Genomic DNA, 15,992 nt, shown 5'->3' with positions numbered 1-15,992 from the left:
CATCCAGGGCGGAGCCCAGCAAGGAGGCAGGGATGAAGCTGTAGCAGCGCTACCGCGAATCCCTGACGACGCCGCTGGCTTCGTCCTGGTGCGCTCGGCGACGCTCGGCGACCGTTGTTCGACCCCTGAGCCTCTGGCATACTGGCCGCGCGAACTGACGCTCCTCAATGACTCTGGCGCGCACCTTTTTTTCCGTCGCTGAACACCTCCGGCGCTTGGACAATGCATGCGTGGTACTACGGGAAAGTGTCCCGGCTGTGACGGCACCGGCGAAGTCGCCTCGCCCTGCGAAGAGCGCGGCTGCAACAAGCGCGGGCTGCACTTCATCTCCAACGCTCACTGGGAGCAGGCCCACCGCGGCGTGGCCGAGCAGCCCGACCCGGTGATCGGCCAGATGGTCGGCGACTTCCTGGTCGTGGGCACCCTGGGATCGGGTGGATTCGGGCGCGTGTACCTGGCGTACCAGTCGCCGCTCTTGAGGCTTAAAGGGGCGCTCAAGCTCATCAACGTCGACACCGACGATCCCGAGTTCTCCCAGGCGCTGTTGCGCAAGTTCCAGAGCGAGGCGGAGGTGCTCGCGCACTTGAGCCACCCCAACATCGTGCGCCTGCTCAAGTACGGCATCCACGCCGGGCGGCCTTATCTGGTGATGGAGTTCATCGACGGCAGCCGCACCCTGCGCGATGAGATCCACGCCCGCACCCTCGACGGCCGCGGCTTTAGCGCCGACGAGATCCTCACCATCACCAACCAGCTCCTCAACGGCCTGGGCGCGGCCCACCAGGACAGCATCGTCCACCGCGACATCAAGCCCGAAAACATCATGATCCAGGCCGTCGTGGGCAACCCCCTCTACGTGCGTCTGCTGGATTTCGGGCTGGCCAAGTTCGTCGAGCATAAAAGCGATACGCGCTGGCACCTGGGCTCGCCAAATTATATGGCCCCCGAGCAGATCTCGCGCAAAAACCTGGGGCCCTGGACCGATCTTTACGCCGTCAGCGTGATGCTCTTTGAGTTCTTGAGCGGCCGCCGCCCCTTCCCCGGCGCCACCGAGCAGGAGGTGCTGATCAAGAAGATCAAAGAGGAGTTCGATCCTCTTGGCGAAGTTGCCGATCTGAACTTCCCGCAGGTCACGCGCGACTTTCTGGCCCGCGGTCTCGCACGCGATCCCCAAAAACGTTTTCAGGATGTCGAAGCGCTACGCCAGGCCATGCACCCGGCCGTCGAGGCACTCGCCGGACAGCTCGGCCCCCGGGGCACGCTGCTGCCCGCGCAGACCGCGCACCTGGCCTCCCGGGATCTTCTCGACCTTAAGACGGTGCGCGGCGACGCCGACCAGCTCGCCAGCGCGGCCGACGCCCGCCCCACCTCTCGGGTCACCCCCGACGACCTCGCCACGCGCCGCGTCTCCAGCGCCGAAGAACTCGCCAGCGACGCCGAGAACAAGGACAACAAAGACAGCGAGGAGGTCGCGCTTAACGTCGTTGAAGCTCGTTCCGACGCCGCCGCTCCTCCCGCCGAAGACGCCCGGTCTACGACCTCCGACAACCCCGACATCCACACTGCGCTCACCGAGGAGCAAGTTGCGGTCGCCGGTCCCTCCGCCTCAGCCAACGCCGACGCCGCACCGGGTGTTGCGACCGAGGCCGACGCACCCGACGCCCCCGACATCCACACCGTGCTCACCGAGCAACATGTGGCGGTCGCCGGTCCGCCTCTCAAAACTCAAGTCGTCGCCTCCGAAATCGACGCCCCCGAAGTCAACGCGCCGGAAGTCGCCGTCGCCACAGGCGATGCGCATGCTGACGATGGTGAGGTTGAGGCTCAAGCGCTAAGTGACGTGGTTGTTGAGACGGAAAACGACACCGGCGCAGAGGCCCGGGTCGACGCCAGCATCTCCTCCCTCACTCCGCCCGACGAGGCGTCCGCCTCCACCCGTCGCCCCTTGTTCTGGAGCGTGGGACTTCTGGCGCTCGCGCTCGCTGGCGTGGGGCTGGCCAACGCCTACGGCCCCTCCCTCACCGGAGGCGCCGCTCCCGAAGATGCGCCGGCCGAGGCCAGCACCGACCTCAAAGCGCAGAGCGGTGCCGAGATCGAAAACCTGAGCGCCTTACCCGACCCCGACGCCCTCTCGATCGCCCCGCTCATTGAGAACGCAAGCCACACTGTCAGAGGTGCCCTGATCGCTGCCGCCGAGGGTCTTCCGAGCGATGCCACTCCTACCGCGCCCCCCCGTCTCGTGCAGCAGATGGCGCTCGGCAAGTTCCACAGCTGCATCCTGCTGCGCGAGGGCCAGGTGCGTTGCTGGGGCGCAAACTTCGACGCCGAGCTGGGCCTGGGCCACCGCGAGCGCATCGGCGACGATGAGCCCGCCTCGGAGGCCGGGTTTGTGGATCTTGGCGAGCGGGCCATCGCGATCGCGGCCGCCGGCGACTACAACGCCTCGTTTACCTGCGCGCTCTTAGAGAGCGGCGACCTGCGCTGCTGGGGCAGCAACCATTTTGGCCAGCTGGGCCTGGGCCGCGACGTGCGCCGCATCGGCGAAGACGAGCTCCCCGCCGACATTGAGCCCATCACCATGGCCGGCCCGGTCAAAGCGCTGACCGTCGGCGCGATGCAGTACGCCACCCACGCCTGTGCCCTTTTGGAAGACGGCGCTCTCAAATGCTGGGGCAACAACCGCTACGGGCAGCTCGGCCTTGGCCACACCCACCACCTGGGCAAGGCGGAGGTCCCGGCCAACATCAACCCGGTCGACGTCGGCGCCGAAGTCCTCGACATCAGCGCCGGAAAGTTCCACACCTGCGCACACTTAGAGGGCGGCGAACTCAAATGCTGGGGCCGAAACCAGGCCGGACAGCTCGGTCAGGGCCACACCGACAACATCGGCGACAACGAGCACCCCGCCGCCGTCGACCCCATCGATGTGGGCGATGAGGTTGTGGCGGTCTCCGCCGGCCGCAGTCACACCTGCGCGCTCCTCCCCGAAGGACGCGCCCGCTGCTGGGGCTGGAACGAGCACGGCCAGCTGGGCCTGGGCCACACCAACAACATCGGCGACAACGAGCCCCCGGCAGAGGCCGGCGACATCGACGCCGGCGGCTCGATTTTGCAGATCGACGCCGGCGGCCTGCACACCTGCGCGCTCTTAGAGGGCGGCCGGGTGCGCTGCTGGGGCGACAACCGCTTCGGCCAGCTCGGCTACGGCCACCGCCGCTCCGTCGGCACCGACGCCCCTCCCTCTCAGGCCACCGACGTCTACCTGGGCGGCAAAGCCGTGGCCATCGAAGCCTCCAACTACCACACCTGCGCGCTCCTCGAAGACGACACAATGCGCTGCTGGGGTTTTAATGATTTTGGCCAGCTCGGCTACGGCCACACCGACCTTATCGGCGATGATGAGGCCCCCGCCATCGCCGGAGCGGTGCCCGCCTATGAGCTCGATTCGCCCGACTCGCCAGATGCTCCCGCCGCGTCACTTTCATCAGGTAGATGAGATCATTTTTTCAGATCCTTTGCTGGGATGATGTCCGACCCTCGGTCGTGCAACTCGGCGCCATCACTCGCGATCGTCTGACCCGGGGTTGTGCAACTCCGCGCACTATCGCCGCCTAAGTCTCATCATCCAACCTCACTTCGACCTCCCCCCTCGCCTCGTCGATCCGCCACGTCTTCTGCGTCACTCTTTGCCGAAACCGCGCGTCGTGACTCACCAGCAGCATCGCCCCCGGATAGGCCACCAACGCCTCCTCCAGCCGCTCGATCGAGGGCAGATCGAGGTGATTGGTCGGCTCATCGAGAATCATCGCGTAGACGCGCTGATGCAGCGCCTGCGCCAGCATCAGCTTGCGCGCCTCACCCGGGCTGGGAGGGGCGCCAGCGAGCAACTTTGAGGGGTCGGTGCCCAGGGCGGCCACGATGTTCATGACGTCGCCGAGCTCATCGGGATGCATCGTTTTGAGCGCATGAAGACTGGCCGATGTCCGACCCTCGGTCAGCTCCTGAGGCAGGTAGAGCACCCGAGCTTCGGGCACGTGAAGATGTTCGAGGAGCAGGCGCAACAGCGTAGACTTGCCAGCGCCATTAGGACCGGTGAGCGCGACCTTTTCGGTGCGCCCCAGCCCCAGGCGAAGATCGCGGGCCAGCACCCGATCGCCAGCCCGCAGATCGGCGCCGGTGAGGCTTGCCACCGGATCTTTGGGCGAAGGCTCAAAGTCCACGAGCAGCGCCCGGCCCAGGGCCTTGTGGATGGGAAGTTCTCGCAATGTCGCATCGGCCTTTGCGAGCTCGCGGCTCACCACACCGGCCTCCCGGCTGGCCTTCGCCGACGCGTCGATCGCGCGCCCTTTTCGCGCCATGCTGCGCGCGTCGCTGTCGCGCACCGAGGTCATGCGGCTCTTCGTGCTGAGCGAGCGCTCCGTGGACTGCTGGCGCGCGGCCGCCTCACGCGCGGCGCGCTGCAAGCGGTCGCGCTCGGCTTCGGCTTTTTGCCGCGACTGCACCTCCCCGGCAATCCGCAACTTCCGCATTTCAAAAGCAGCGCTGTACGCCGCCGGATAGACCTTCAGCGCCACCTCGCCAGGGCCCGGCTCCAGCCACAGAGTCGCCCGGCACGTCGCGTCGAGCAGCGCGCGATCATGGCTGACCACCACACCCACGCCCCGGTGCAGACCCATCGCCTCAATCAGCCACGCTCGCCCCTCGGCGTCGAGGTGGTTGGTGGGTTCGTCCAGAAGCAAAAGATCGGGACGCGCCATCAGCGCCGCGCCGATCTGCCAGCGCTTGCGCTCCCCCGGTGAGAGCGTCTCCCAGCGGGTCCACCCCTCATAATCCAGATCGAGGCGGCTTTTCAGGCGCATCGCCTCTTTATCCCAGCGCTGCGCCGCCGCATCGACCCGCTCACCCGGCGCCTCCACGCGCTGCTCGCAGAGCACCACCGGCCCCTCAAACTCCCGCACGATCCGACCCTCGGTCGGCTTCAACGCCCCGCTCAAAAGACTCAATAATGTGGATTTTCCCGCGCCGTTGGGCCCCACGAGCCCGTACCAGCCGGCCTCCAGATGGAGATTAAGGCCCCGAAAAAGCGTGTGGATCGCGCGCGGATACGAAAACGTGACGCGCTCAAGGCGCACCGACACCTGCGTTGAAGTCATACGACCTCCTTTCAAGAGAATGGCGCAGATCCCAGAAAAGGACCTGCAAATCATCGCGCTCTTAAAAAGGGCTGACGCCCTGAGCCGCAGTTGGTGTCGCTGGATGCGAGATTGAGAGTGACGCAGGCAAGGCGCAAAACGCAGGCGATGCTGAAAGCATCGTCGAGGCTTTGCAACGCGGCACGCGGTGCTCTCAATGCAGCAGACGCGACATCAACACGTGCTTAGGGTGTCCAACTTCACGAAGTGTCCTGGGCTGAGAAAAGGGAAGTCGGTGGCCCACACGACCTCGCGATCGGCGGCGACTCGACGGCTCAAAACTAAGCAGGTGTTTTCAAGAAATCAAGAATCCGACGCGCGCGCATCACGCTATGAAATGATAAGATGCGCGCGATCTTTATAAACCCATATACAAAATGCGCGTTTCCGTACCTGCTCCACATAGCCCTTTACGCTCACGCGAACTTTTTCCACGCCCCCATTAACACATCAAAAACCCAACAAAACCAACACATTACACACCCAACACTCAACCTCCCCCCTGATTAAAATAAACGGATTAAAAAACATGGCACGGGGCTCGCTATGGGGAGGTTCGAGCCGGGAGGCCCGGGGCGTCGACACGTTGAGAGAAGACGCCCGACACGCCTCCTCAATATCTCTCGGACACGGCGGCGACGCGCTGCCGCAAGGATCGTCGGATGAAACACCACCTGCGAAAGTTGAACATCCCCAAACATTTTCACCCCACGCTGCTCAAGACCATCGGCACGATGATCGAGAGCGGGCAGACCACCCCGGATGAGGCCTACGACGAGCTGCGGGCGATCGTGGAGGCGCCCCAAAACTACCATGGCGAGACCTTTGCGGAGCTCGCCGACTACCTTCAAAAGGCCGCAAGCTGGGAGGAGCCCGAGACCCGTGCGCCCTGGGCGCAGTGGGGCCACGATCTGGAGGCGCAGGCGGTCAAGCAGATGGAGCAGGCCTCGCGGCTGCCCATTGCCTACCGCGGCGCGCTGATGGCCGACGCGCATATGGGCTACGGCCTGCCCATTGGCGGGGTGCTGGCGACCGAGGGGGCGGTGATCCCTTACGCGGTCGGTGTGGACATCGCCTGCCGGGTGAAGTTGAGCGTGCTGGATGTCGATCTGCAGAGCTTTGAAGATCATCCCGAGCGTTTTGAGCGCGCCATTGAGCGGGAGACGGCCTTTGGCATCGGCGCGCATTTCAAAAAGCCCCACGATCACGCGGTGATGGATGATGATTGGGACGTTTCGCCCATCACCTCGCGCGGCAAGTCGAAGGGCTGGAAGCAGCTCGGGAGCAGCGGCTCGGGCAACCACTTTGTGGAGTTCGGGGTGCTGACGCTCACCGAGGCCGATCTGGGGCTTGAGGCCGGGCGCTACCTTGCGCTTTTAAGCCATAGCGGAAGCCGCGGGGTGGGCGCGGCGGTGGCCAACCACTACTCGAAGCTGGCGATGGAGCTGCACCCGGAGCTTCCCTCGGAGCTTCGCCACCTGGCCTGGCTCGATCTCAAAAGCCAGCCCGGCCAGGAGTACTGGGCGGCGATGGAGCTGATGGGGCGCTACGCGTCGGCCAACCACGCGGTGATTCACCGCCAGATCCTGCGCAACCTCGGCGCCGAGGCGCTCGCCATGGTCGAAAACCACCATAACTACGCCTGGAAGGAAGTTCATGACGGCCGCGAGCTGATTGTGCATCGCAAAGGCGCCACGCCGGCGGGTAAGGGTGTGCTCGGGGTGATCCCGGGCTCGATGGCCGACCCCGGGTTTGTGGTCCGCGGCAAAGGAAACGCCCTCTCATTGGAGAGCGCCGCCCACGGGGCCGGACGCGTGATGTCGCGTACCCGCGCCAAAAAGACGATGGACTGGGCCCCGGTCAAAGAGCGCCTGGCGCGCCAGAAGGTGCGACTTCTCTCGGCCGGGCTCGATGAGGTTCCCGACGTTTATAAAAACATCGAAGAGGTCATGCGCGCGCAGGACGACCTCGTGGAGATCGTGGCCCGTTTCGACCCGCGCATGGTCAAGATGGCGCCGGCCGGCGAACCGGCGGAGGACTAAATGGCTGATTTTAAACAAGAAACCATCATGATTGATGGCAGCAGTGGGGAGGGGGGCGGCCAGGTGCTGCGCAGCGCGCTGACGATGGCGATGCTCACCGGCCGCCCCTTTTCCATGGAGAAGATCCGCGCCGGCCGGCGACGCAGCGGCCTGCTGCGCCAGCACCTGACTTGCGTGCGGGCCGCCGCCGCGATCTGCAACGCCGAGGTGGAGGGCGCGACCCTGGGCAGCCAATCCCTGCGTTTTACGCCTGGCGATCTTCAGGGCGGCGACTTCCGCTTCGAGGTGGGCTCGGCCGGCAGCACCATGCTGGTATTGCAGACGGTGCTGCTGCCGCTGGCGCTTTGCGACCAGCCCGCCACGCTGAGCATCACCGGCGGCACGCACAACCCGGCCGCGCCCCCCTTTGAGTTTATCACCCGCGCCTACCTCCAGGTGCTGCGCCGGGCCGGGCTCACCCTGGAAGCCGAGCTGCGCCGCCCGGGCTTTATGCCGGCCGGCGGCGGAGAGATTTTTGTCGATTTTTCGCCTGCGGATGACCGACCTACGGTCGTGCAAAGTCCGCATAAAACCTCATCGATCGACGTGTCACCTGCCCTCGATCTGATGACGCGAGGCGACCTTCAAAAAGCGTCGATCGAAGCGCTGGTAGCCCATCTTCCCACCTCCATCGCCGAGCGGGAGATCGCGACCTTTTTAAAACGCGCTCCAGGCCTCCCCGACCCCACCCTCGACTGGCACACCGAGGTGCTTCGCCACGACACAAGCCCCGGGCCGGGCAACGCACTGTTGGCCACGTTGAGCTTCGAGCACGTCAGCGAGGTCTTCTTTGTGCCGGGTCAAAAAGGCATCAGCGCCGAGAAGGTCGCCGAGCGTCTGGCCGACGAGCTGCGCGTTTACTTAAGCCACGACGCCCCGGTGGGCGAACATCTTACCGACCAGCTCCTGGTCGTGCTCGCTGCGCTGGGCCGCGGGCGCTTTCGCTGCGGGCCGATAAGCTCGCACGCCCGCACCCAGCTTGAACTTCTGCCGCGATTCACCGGCCGGCGCTTTGAGGTAATTTCTCGCGATGATGGCACCTTCGACGTTGGTCTGGAGTCTGAATGAGCCGCAAAAAACCCACCGTCGTGATCGGCCTTCTGGGCTCCCAGCTCGACCGCGGCTTTGCGCCGGCGCGCTGGGAGCGTTGGCGGCCCTCGGTGGGGATCTGCCAGCAGGAAGACCTGCTCATCGACCGCTTTGAGCTCCTCTGTCAGCCCGGCGATCGTCGGCTCGCCAGGCAGGTCACAGAGGACATCGCCCAGATCTCCCCCTCGACCGAGGTGGTGCTGCGTGAACTTCCCCTCAACGATCCCTGGGATTTTGAAGAAGTCTTTGGCGCGCTCCACGACTTCAGCCGCACCTACCCCTTTAAGGACGACGAAGACTACCTGCTGCACCTGACCACCGGCACCCACGTCGCGCAGATCTGCATGTTTCTGCTGGCCGAATCGCGCCACCTGCCCGCGCGTCTTTTGCAGAGCTCCCCGCGCAAAAAAGGCCCGATGCGCGCCGCCGGGGGCTGGCGCCTCATCGACCTGGATCTCTCGCGTTACGACCGACTCGCCGCCCGTTTTGCCCGCGAGCAGCACGAGGCCACCACGCTGCTTAAAGGCGGCATCAACACGCGCAACACCGCGTTCAACGCGCTGATTGAGAAGATCGAGATCGTCGCGCAGCGCTCCTTAGAGCCGATGCTTCTCACCGGCCCCACCGGCGCGGGCAAGACCCAGCTCGCGCGCCGCATCTACGATCTTAAAAAACAGCGCCGCCAGATCAGCGGCCCTTTTGTGGCCATCAACTGCGCCACGCTGCGCGGCGACGGGGCCATGAGCGCGCTCTTTGGCCACCGCCGCGGCGCGTTCACCGGGGCGGTGGGCGCGCGCGAAGGCCTGCTCAAGCGCGCCGACGGCGGGGTGGTCTTCCTCGACGAGATCGCCGAGCTCGGCGCCGACGAGCAGGCCATGCTCCTGCGCGCGCTGGAAACCGGGCGTTTTTTGCCCGTGGGCGCCGACGAGGAGATCGAGAGCGACTTTTTGCTCATCGCCGGCACCAACGCCGATCTTCTTAAAGAAGTGCATCGCGGCGGCTTCCGCGCCGACCTTTTAGCCCGCATCAACCTCTGGAGCTTTGAGCTCCCGGGCCTCGCCAGGCGTCGCGAAGACATTGAGCCCAACCTCGACTTTGAGCTTGAGGCCTTTGCTGAGCGCCACGGCCAGCGCGTGCGCATCAACCTGGAGGCGCACCGGCGCTACCTGGACTTCGCGTTGAGCGACGCCGCCACCTGGACGGCCAACTTTCGCGACCTCAACGCCTCGGTGATCCGAATGGCCACCCTGGCCCGGGCCGGCGTGATCGATGAGGCGGTGGTGGTCGATGAAATCGAGAGGTTGCGGGTGCGCTGGGGTCTCAACAGCGCACGCGCCGACGCCGAAGAAACACATCCGGGGGTCGGACATCACCCGCTCAACGCGAGCGCCGACGCCCACATGGCACGTCCGGGGGTCGGACATCACACAGCCGCGAAGGACGGTCGGAGCGCGGTGGTGGGAGAGGTTGAAGATGTGCTCTCGGAGCTGGGTGTTGGCGAGCTCGACGACTTCGACGCTGTGCAACTTCGCCACGTCATCAAAGTCTGCCGCCAATGCGCAACGCTCTCGGAGGCCGGGCGCGCGCTCTTCGCCCACTCCCGCACTCGCCGAAAGTCGCGCAACGACGCCGATCGTCTTCGTAAATACCTGCAGAAATTCGGGCTGGACTGGGACGTCATCACGCGATGATGCACGACCCGGGGTCGTGCATCGCGGCGTCATCGCTGAAGATCGTCCGACCCGGGGTCGGACTCCCACTCCCCTGATTCAGTTCTTCTTATCGTAATCTTTGAGCTTGTTGCGGATCGTCCGCGTGCTCACCCCCAGCTCGTGCGCGGCGCGGGAGCGGTTGCCTTCAAAGCGCTCCAGGGTGCGCTCAATGATGACGCGTCGCACATCCGTCAGGGGCATATCGCCGGCGCGGAACTGCACCGTATGCTCATCATTGCTCGTCGGCGCGCTCCGCCCCTCCGAAGACAGGGCCGGCGCCGCCCCGGGCTCAAAGATCAGATGCTCGGTGGTGATGCAGGCCGAGGTGCTGGCCAGGATCAACGCGCGCTCCACGATGTTGATCAGCTCGCGCACATTGCCCGGGTAGCGGTAGGCGGCGAGTTGCTCGAGGGCCTGCGCGCTAAACTCGCGGGGCTCCAACCCCAGACGCCCGGCCAAGGTCGTCGCGTAATGGCGCGCCAGCGGAAGGATGTCGTCCGGGCGCTCGCGCAAGGGCGGGATCTCGAGCGGAAAGACGTTGAGGCGAAAATAAAGATCCTGGCGAAAATGCCCCGCGCTCACATGTCCGGCCAGATCGCGGTTGGTCGTGGCGATGATGCGCGCATCGGTGGCGATGGGGCGCGTTCCGCCCACCCTCAAGACCTGCCGCTCCTGCAAAACGCGCAAAAGTTTGGCCTGCAGCTCCAGCGGCAGCTCCGAGACCTCGTCGAGCAAGAGCGTACCGCCGTGCGCCCGCTCAAACGCGCCGGCGTGCTGGCCGGTCGCGCCGCTGAACGCGCCCTTCTCATGGCCGAAAAGCTCACTCTCAATGAGGGAGGCGCTCAGCGCGGCGCAGTTGATCGCCACCATCGGTCCGCGCGCCACTTTGGAGTTGAGGTGAATGAAACGCGCGAGCACCTCCTTGCCCACCCCGGTCTCCCCGTGAATCAGCACCGTGGAGGGTGTGCGCGCCACCGTCTCGGCCATCGCAAAGAGCTTGCGGCTGGCGTCATCGCGCGCCAGCGCCTCGCCATCCTCGGCTCCCGAAAATGCAGTCGGATGTTCAGCGTCGGGCTGAGTCAAAACGGTCTCCCTGAGCGCGCAGCGCTCTCCTCTCAAAACGATCACGAATCGTCATGACGTATGATCCGGAACTTCCTTCCGAAGAGCAACGATCAGGACCGGAAAATTTTTCCGTGCCGCTTCATAAGGATCTTCCACAACGATGCATTACCCATTGAACACCGAACGCGCCAAGGAAACAATCCCCTTATAAATCAAAGAGATAACCACGGTCGCTTGAGTTTTTTAGCTCACTCTCCTGACGCGGGCACACCCCTTGCTCAAGGGTAATCATGCGACGCCGTCCATAAGGGTCGGAGCCGCCTGACCTGACCCCAAGCGGGGGCTGACCTCATAAGGAGACCACCATGACCACTCGACACATCTTCACTCGACGCACCCTGGGCATGACCACCGCGGCCGCCATGCTGCTGCTCTCCCCGGCGGCTTTCGCCAGCAACGTGGGCTCGATGAACGCCTCGGTGACTCTGGAAGAGCCGCTGAGCGTAGAAGTCAACACCCAGCTCTCCTTCGGTACGTTGGCCATCCCCACGGCCAACAGCGCCACGTTGGTCATGACGGCCAACGGTGAGACGGTCGACTCCTCCGGTGTTGGCGACGGCGCCATCTACCGCAACAACGCGGCCTTCGGCCAGATCACCGTCAACGGCGAGGCCGACACCACCGTCTCGATCACCGCGCCGGCCAGTCTGCAGTTGGCCGCCGGCGTTAACATCACCTCCTTCAACTTCAGCAACGCTACTCCCACCCTGACCCTGGGCACCGCCACCATCACGGTCGGCGGCACGCTCGTGGTCGACAGCACCGCCATGGCGGGTACCCCCTCGCAGAGTTTCGACATCACCGTCGAATACCAGTGACGCGTATCCCGCGCGTGGCCGTCCCTCTCTCCCGCGGCCACGCGCGGGTGGCGTCGTCTCAAACCTACTTTTGAACTACCGCAACTCCAGGAGCAGCCCATGACCCGATCGTGGCGAAGGTGGATGGCATCCGTCGTGCTTGTAGCCGGCATGAGCTGGTCCGGCGCGGCCAGCGCCCAGAGCCTCTCGATCTCCCCGACCCGCGTGGTCCTGGAGGGGCGAGAGCGCAGCGCAGAGCTGACGCTGGTCAACTCCTCAGATCAGACGCTGACCTACCGCGTGCTCTTTCGCCGCCTGGCAATGAGCCCCACCGGGCAGTTTCAAGAGCTCTCGCCAGAGGCTTCTGGAAAGTTCGTCGATGCGTTCGTGCGCTACTCCCCCCGCCAGGTCACGCTGGGCCCGGGTGAGACGCAGACGGTGCGATTGATGGTGCGCGCCCCGGCCTCCCTGGGCGATGGCGAGTACCGCTCGCACCTGACCTTTCAGGCGTTGCCCAACGCCACCGAAACCCCGCAAGCCAGCAACAGTGAGGCGCTGGAAGTGGAACTGAAGATGCGCATGAGCGTGAGCCTGCCGGTGATCTACCGCCGCGGCGAGCTCGGCGCGGAACTCAAGGCGCCGGAACTTCAGATCACGCAGCATGAGGGTCGCCCCGTCGCGATCGTGAACCTTCAACGCAGCGGCGAACGCTCGGTCTACGGCGATTACGAGCTCTACTACGCGCCTCGCCAGGGCCTGCCCGCCGAGTTCGTCGGCGCGGTGCGCGGGGTGGCCTTTTACTCTCCCGAGCAGGAGCGCGTGCTACGCGCTCCTCTAAGTGATGATTCGGTGAGCGCCGCCGGTGAGTGGAGCCTGCGCTTTATCGCGCGCGACGGCGACCAGCGCGCGCCGGCCCAACCCATCGCCATTGAGCGCGTACGCCGCCTGAGCGAGCGCTGAATAAGGTGAGGGACGATGGAACCACACGCGCAACATGGCCGTGGGGCCAGGCCTGCGGGCATACGCGCGTGGCGAGCGATCGTCCTCTTCCTCTTCGCGTCCATGGTCCTCACCGGGCGCGCTTACGCCCAGTCTTCTCTCGAGCCCGCCGCCTCCATGGAGACCGCCTCGTACGGTGAGGCCTTTGAGGCTGAAAAAGAGTGGCTGGTCGTCGAGATCTTCCTCGACGAGCATCACCTGAGCGAAGCCTTCCTCATCATCTGGGACGCCGCCTCCAACCGCGCCTATGTTCCGGTGGGCCACCTGAGCAAACTTCTCGAGCTCGCCATCCGCGCCGATGTGGAGGCCGCACAGATCGAGGGTTGGATCATGGATCCCGAGCGCGTCGTCGCCATCGATCTGGCGGGTGGGCGCGGGGAGGCTTCCGGCCGGGCTGTGCGTCTGAGCGCGCAGGACTGGATCGCCCAGCCCGACGATCTTTATGTGGCCGCCGACGTCATCGCCGAGTGGCTTCCGGTCACGCTGAACACCGAGCTCAACCGCCTGCGCCTGCAGGTTGTCGCCGACGAACCTCTGCCGATTCACCGTCGCCTGGAGCGCGAGAAGCGCCTGGCCCGCATGCGCGCGGTCCAGGGCTGGGACGGCGCCCCACATTACGAGGTGCTCGAGGCCCCCTACCGCTTCCTCGGCCTGCCGGTGATGGATCTTTTTTTGAGCGGCACCCTGCGCGCCGGGCCCACCGAGCCGGGCGCCGCGACCGTGCCCCAGTCCAACGCCTACAATGTGCGCGGCGCAGGCGATCTTCTCTGGATGCAGGGAAGTTGGTCATTTTCCGGCTCGCCCACCCAACCCCTGAACTCCGCGCGCCTCAACCTCTCTCGCCGCGACCCGGCCGGCCGACTTCTGGGCGCAGTGGGGGCGACCCGCGTGGAGCTCGGGGATGTGCACGCCAGCGCCATTCCGCTGGTGGCCACCGGGCGCGCCGGGCGCGGCGTAACCCTCTCCACCGCCCCGCTGACCCGGGCTCAAACCTTCGACCGCACCACCCTGCGCGGCCAGCTCGACCCGGGCTGGGAAGTTGAGCTCTACCGCAACGGCGCCTTCCTGGGCACACAGAGCGAAGCCAACGGCCGTTTTGAGTTCTCGGAGGTCCCGCTGGTCTACGGTTGGAACGAGCTCCGTATGGTCTTCTTTGGCCCTTACGGCCAGGAGCGCGAAGAGACCGAGCGCATCTTCATCGGCTCCGAGATGGTGCCCACCGGCGAGGGCCAGCTCGATCTTCAGGTGGTCGAAGCCGGCACGCCGCTGGTGGTGACCAGCCCCGACTTCCAGAACACCACCGGCGGGCTGCGCGCGACCGCGAGCTATGAGTTCGGGCTCAGCTCCAACCTCTCGGTGCTCGGTCGCGCCACGACCACCTCGCATCATAACGATGAGACGCGAACCTACCTCAGCGCCGGCGCCCGCGCCGGCCTGGGCAGCTGGTACGTCGGCGGCGAAGTCGTCGCCGATCCGCGCAACGGCGCCGCCGGCATCCTGCAGTTTCAGACGCGCAAGCTGGGGCTGAACCTCTCGGGCTACCACCTGCGCGCTTTTGGCGACTTTCGCTCCACGGCGCTGGGTTATGGCAGCGCCGCGCGCCGCGCCGAGACCAACCTGCGCGTCGATGGCGCGCTCAAGTTCGGCGTCCACATCCCCTACCAGCTGCAGTGGAACCTGCGCGATCAGCGCAACGATCTTCAGCAACATCGTATCAGCGCACGCTACGGGTTGCGCATCTTCGGCACGCAGCTCTCGCACAGCCACCAGCTCGATGTGACGCGCGGTGAACTTCAATCACTCAACGCTCGCGCCACCCTGCGACGTCGTATGGGCGACTGGAGCCCACATCTGAGCGCGGACTACCGCATCGTGCCCGCGCCTCGCCTGCGCTCGGTGCAGGCCGGTGTCGACCGCAAGATCACACGCAAGCTGCGCGCCTCGGCCAGCGTCGATCTTCGCAACCTGGTCGACGTTCAGCTCGGCGTCCGCGCCGGCATCCAGGGCGAGCTCAGCGGGGTGCGCTGGGGCCTCAACGCCGGCTGGGGCCAGCGCGGTGGCTGGGCCCTGGGAGCCAGCCTGGCCATGGGCCTGGGCCCCGACCCGGTGGACGGCGGCCTGATGGTCTCCACCCCCGACCAGACCACCCGCGGCCAGGTCGTCGCCGAGATCTTCCGCGACGCCAACGGCAACGGCGAGCGCGACCCCGGAGAAGATCCCATCGAAGGCGCTTCGGTACGTGGCTTTGGCAACCGCGCCTACCCGACCCAGACCAACACCTCGGGGCGCTTAAGCGTCGCCGGCAACCCCTCGACCTACACCGAGCTCCGGCTGGATACCGGGAGCCTCAACGACCCCTTCGCCGTCTCCACCGTCCAGGGCCGCAGCGTCATCACCCGCCCGGGCACCCCCGCCCGCATGAAACTCCCGGTGGTCATCGCCGGTGAGGTCGACGGCACGCTCTTTGTCGAGCGCGGCGGCCAGCATTTGCCCCTCCCCGGCGGCTGCGTCACGCTTCGCCCTCGCCAGCAGCCCAACCGCCCCACCCTTAAGGCGCTGGAGACGCGCACCGCCTACGACGGCTTCTTCTACTTCCCGCATGTGCCGCCGGGAAGCTATGAGCTGGGGGTGTGCCGCTCGCAGTCCCCGGACCCGACCATCCGCCGCCCCGCCCCTCAACCGATCTTCGTGGGCCTGAATGGCACCGTGGTCACCGGCCGCCAGATCGTCATCCGCCCCCCCGCCGCACCCCACTCCCCCTCGCCGCGCAATCGCGTCGCGGCGTCGGAGGTCGACGCCGCCACCCTCCTCGACCTCAACGAAGGCACACCCGAAGCCCGCGCGCAGAACCGCCTGGCAGTGGAGGCGGAGCGCCGCGCCCTGCTTCGCGCCCGCGCCGCAGACGGCAACTTCCGGGTCCGCATCGACGGGGATCCCACGGTGCAAGACGATTAAAGGCTTTTGCTCGGTTGCCACGCGAGAGGTCGATCACCCGCA

At 65.8% G+C, this 15,992-nt stretch carries 9 protein-coding genes; 7 read left to right on the top strand and 2 right to left on the bottom strand.

All coding sequences use genetic code 11. From position 1 onward, the window contains the following. Positions 1–226: 226 nt before the first annotated feature. Positions 227–3,496, top strand: a complete 3,270-nt coding sequence (locus tag FRC98_RS18480; protein WP_146982908.1) for an RCC1 domain-containing protein — start codon at positions 227–229, stop codon at positions 3,494–3,496. A gap of 115 nt (positions 3,497–3,611) precedes the next feature. Here the strand turns inward: FRC98_RS18480 and FRC98_RS18475 are convergent, their stop codons facing one another. After that, positions 3,612–5,153, bottom strand: coding sequence for an ATP-binding cassette domain-containing protein (locus FRC98_RS18475; protein WP_230467778.1), 1,542 nt, complete (start codon positions 5,151–5,153; stop codon positions 3,612–3,614). A gap of 701 nt (positions 5,154–5,854) precedes the next feature. Here FRC98_RS18475 and FRC98_RS18470 point away from each other — a divergent pair. Genes FRC98_RS18470 through rtcR form a run of 3 tightly spaced genes read left to right on the top strand, consistent with a single transcriptional unit; the run spans position 5,855 to position 10,053 of the window. Next, positions 5,855–7,234 (top strand): RtcB family protein, encoded by a 1,380-nt coding sequence (locus FRC98_RS18470; protein WP_146982906.1) that lies wholly within the window; start codon positions 5,855–5,857, stop codon positions 7,232–7,234. Further along, positions 7,235–8,341, top strand: coding sequence for an RNA 3'-terminal phosphate cyclase (rtcA, locus tag FRC98_RS18465; protein WP_146982905.1), 1,107 nt, complete (start codon positions 7,235–7,237; stop codon positions 8,339–8,341). Then, entirely contained in the window at positions 8,338–10,053 is a 1,716-nt protein-coding gene (gene rtcR / locus FRC98_RS18460; protein ID WP_230467777.1) for an RNA repair transcriptional activator RtcR, read from the top strand. The genes rtcA and rtcR overlap by 4 nt, the downstream gene beginning before the upstream one ends. 78 nt (positions 10,054–10,131) lie before the next feature. Here the strand turns inward: rtcR and FRC98_RS18455 are convergent, their stop codons facing one another. Then, entirely contained in the window at positions 10,132–11,157 is a 1,026-nt protein-coding gene (locus FRC98_RS18455; protein WP_146982904.1) for a sigma-54 interaction domain-containing protein, read from the bottom strand. A 347-nt stretch (positions 11,158–11,504) separates the two neighbouring features. On the opposite strand from FRC98_RS18455, the gene FRC98_RS18450 reads away from it, so the two are divergent. The 3 genes from FRC98_RS18450 to FRC98_RS18440 all read left to right on the top strand — a co-directional run bounded on the left by FRC98_RS18450 (position 11,505) and on the right by FRC98_RS18440 (position 15,950). Then, complete coding sequence (locus FRC98_RS18450; protein WP_146982903.1) at positions 11,505–12,017, top strand: DUF4402 domain-containing protein; 513 nt, start codon at positions 11,505–11,507, stop codon at positions 12,015–12,017. Between the two features lie 99 nt (positions 12,018–12,116). Then, the gene (locus tag FRC98_RS18445) at positions 12,117–12,956 is read left to right on the top strand and encodes a fimbrial biogenesis chaperone (RefSeq protein ID WP_146982902.1); all 840 of its coding nucleotides are present in this window, start codon (positions 12,117–12,119) and stop codon (positions 12,954–12,956) included. A gap of 156 nt (positions 12,957–13,112) precedes the next feature. Next, positions 13,113–15,950, top strand: coding sequence for a hypothetical protein (locus tag FRC98_RS18440; RefSeq protein WP_146982901.1), 2,838 nt, complete (start codon positions 13,113–13,115; stop codon positions 15,948–15,950). Positions 15,951–15,992 lie beyond the last annotated feature (42 nt).

It is taken from the genome of Lujinxingia vulgaris (assembly GCF_007997015.1).
GTDB classification, from domain to species: domain Bacteria; phylum Myxococcota_A; class Bradymonadia; order Bradymonadales; family Bradymonadaceae; genus Lujinxingia; species Lujinxingia vulgaris.
This window is presented reverse-complemented; position numbering and strand designations above follow the sequence as displayed.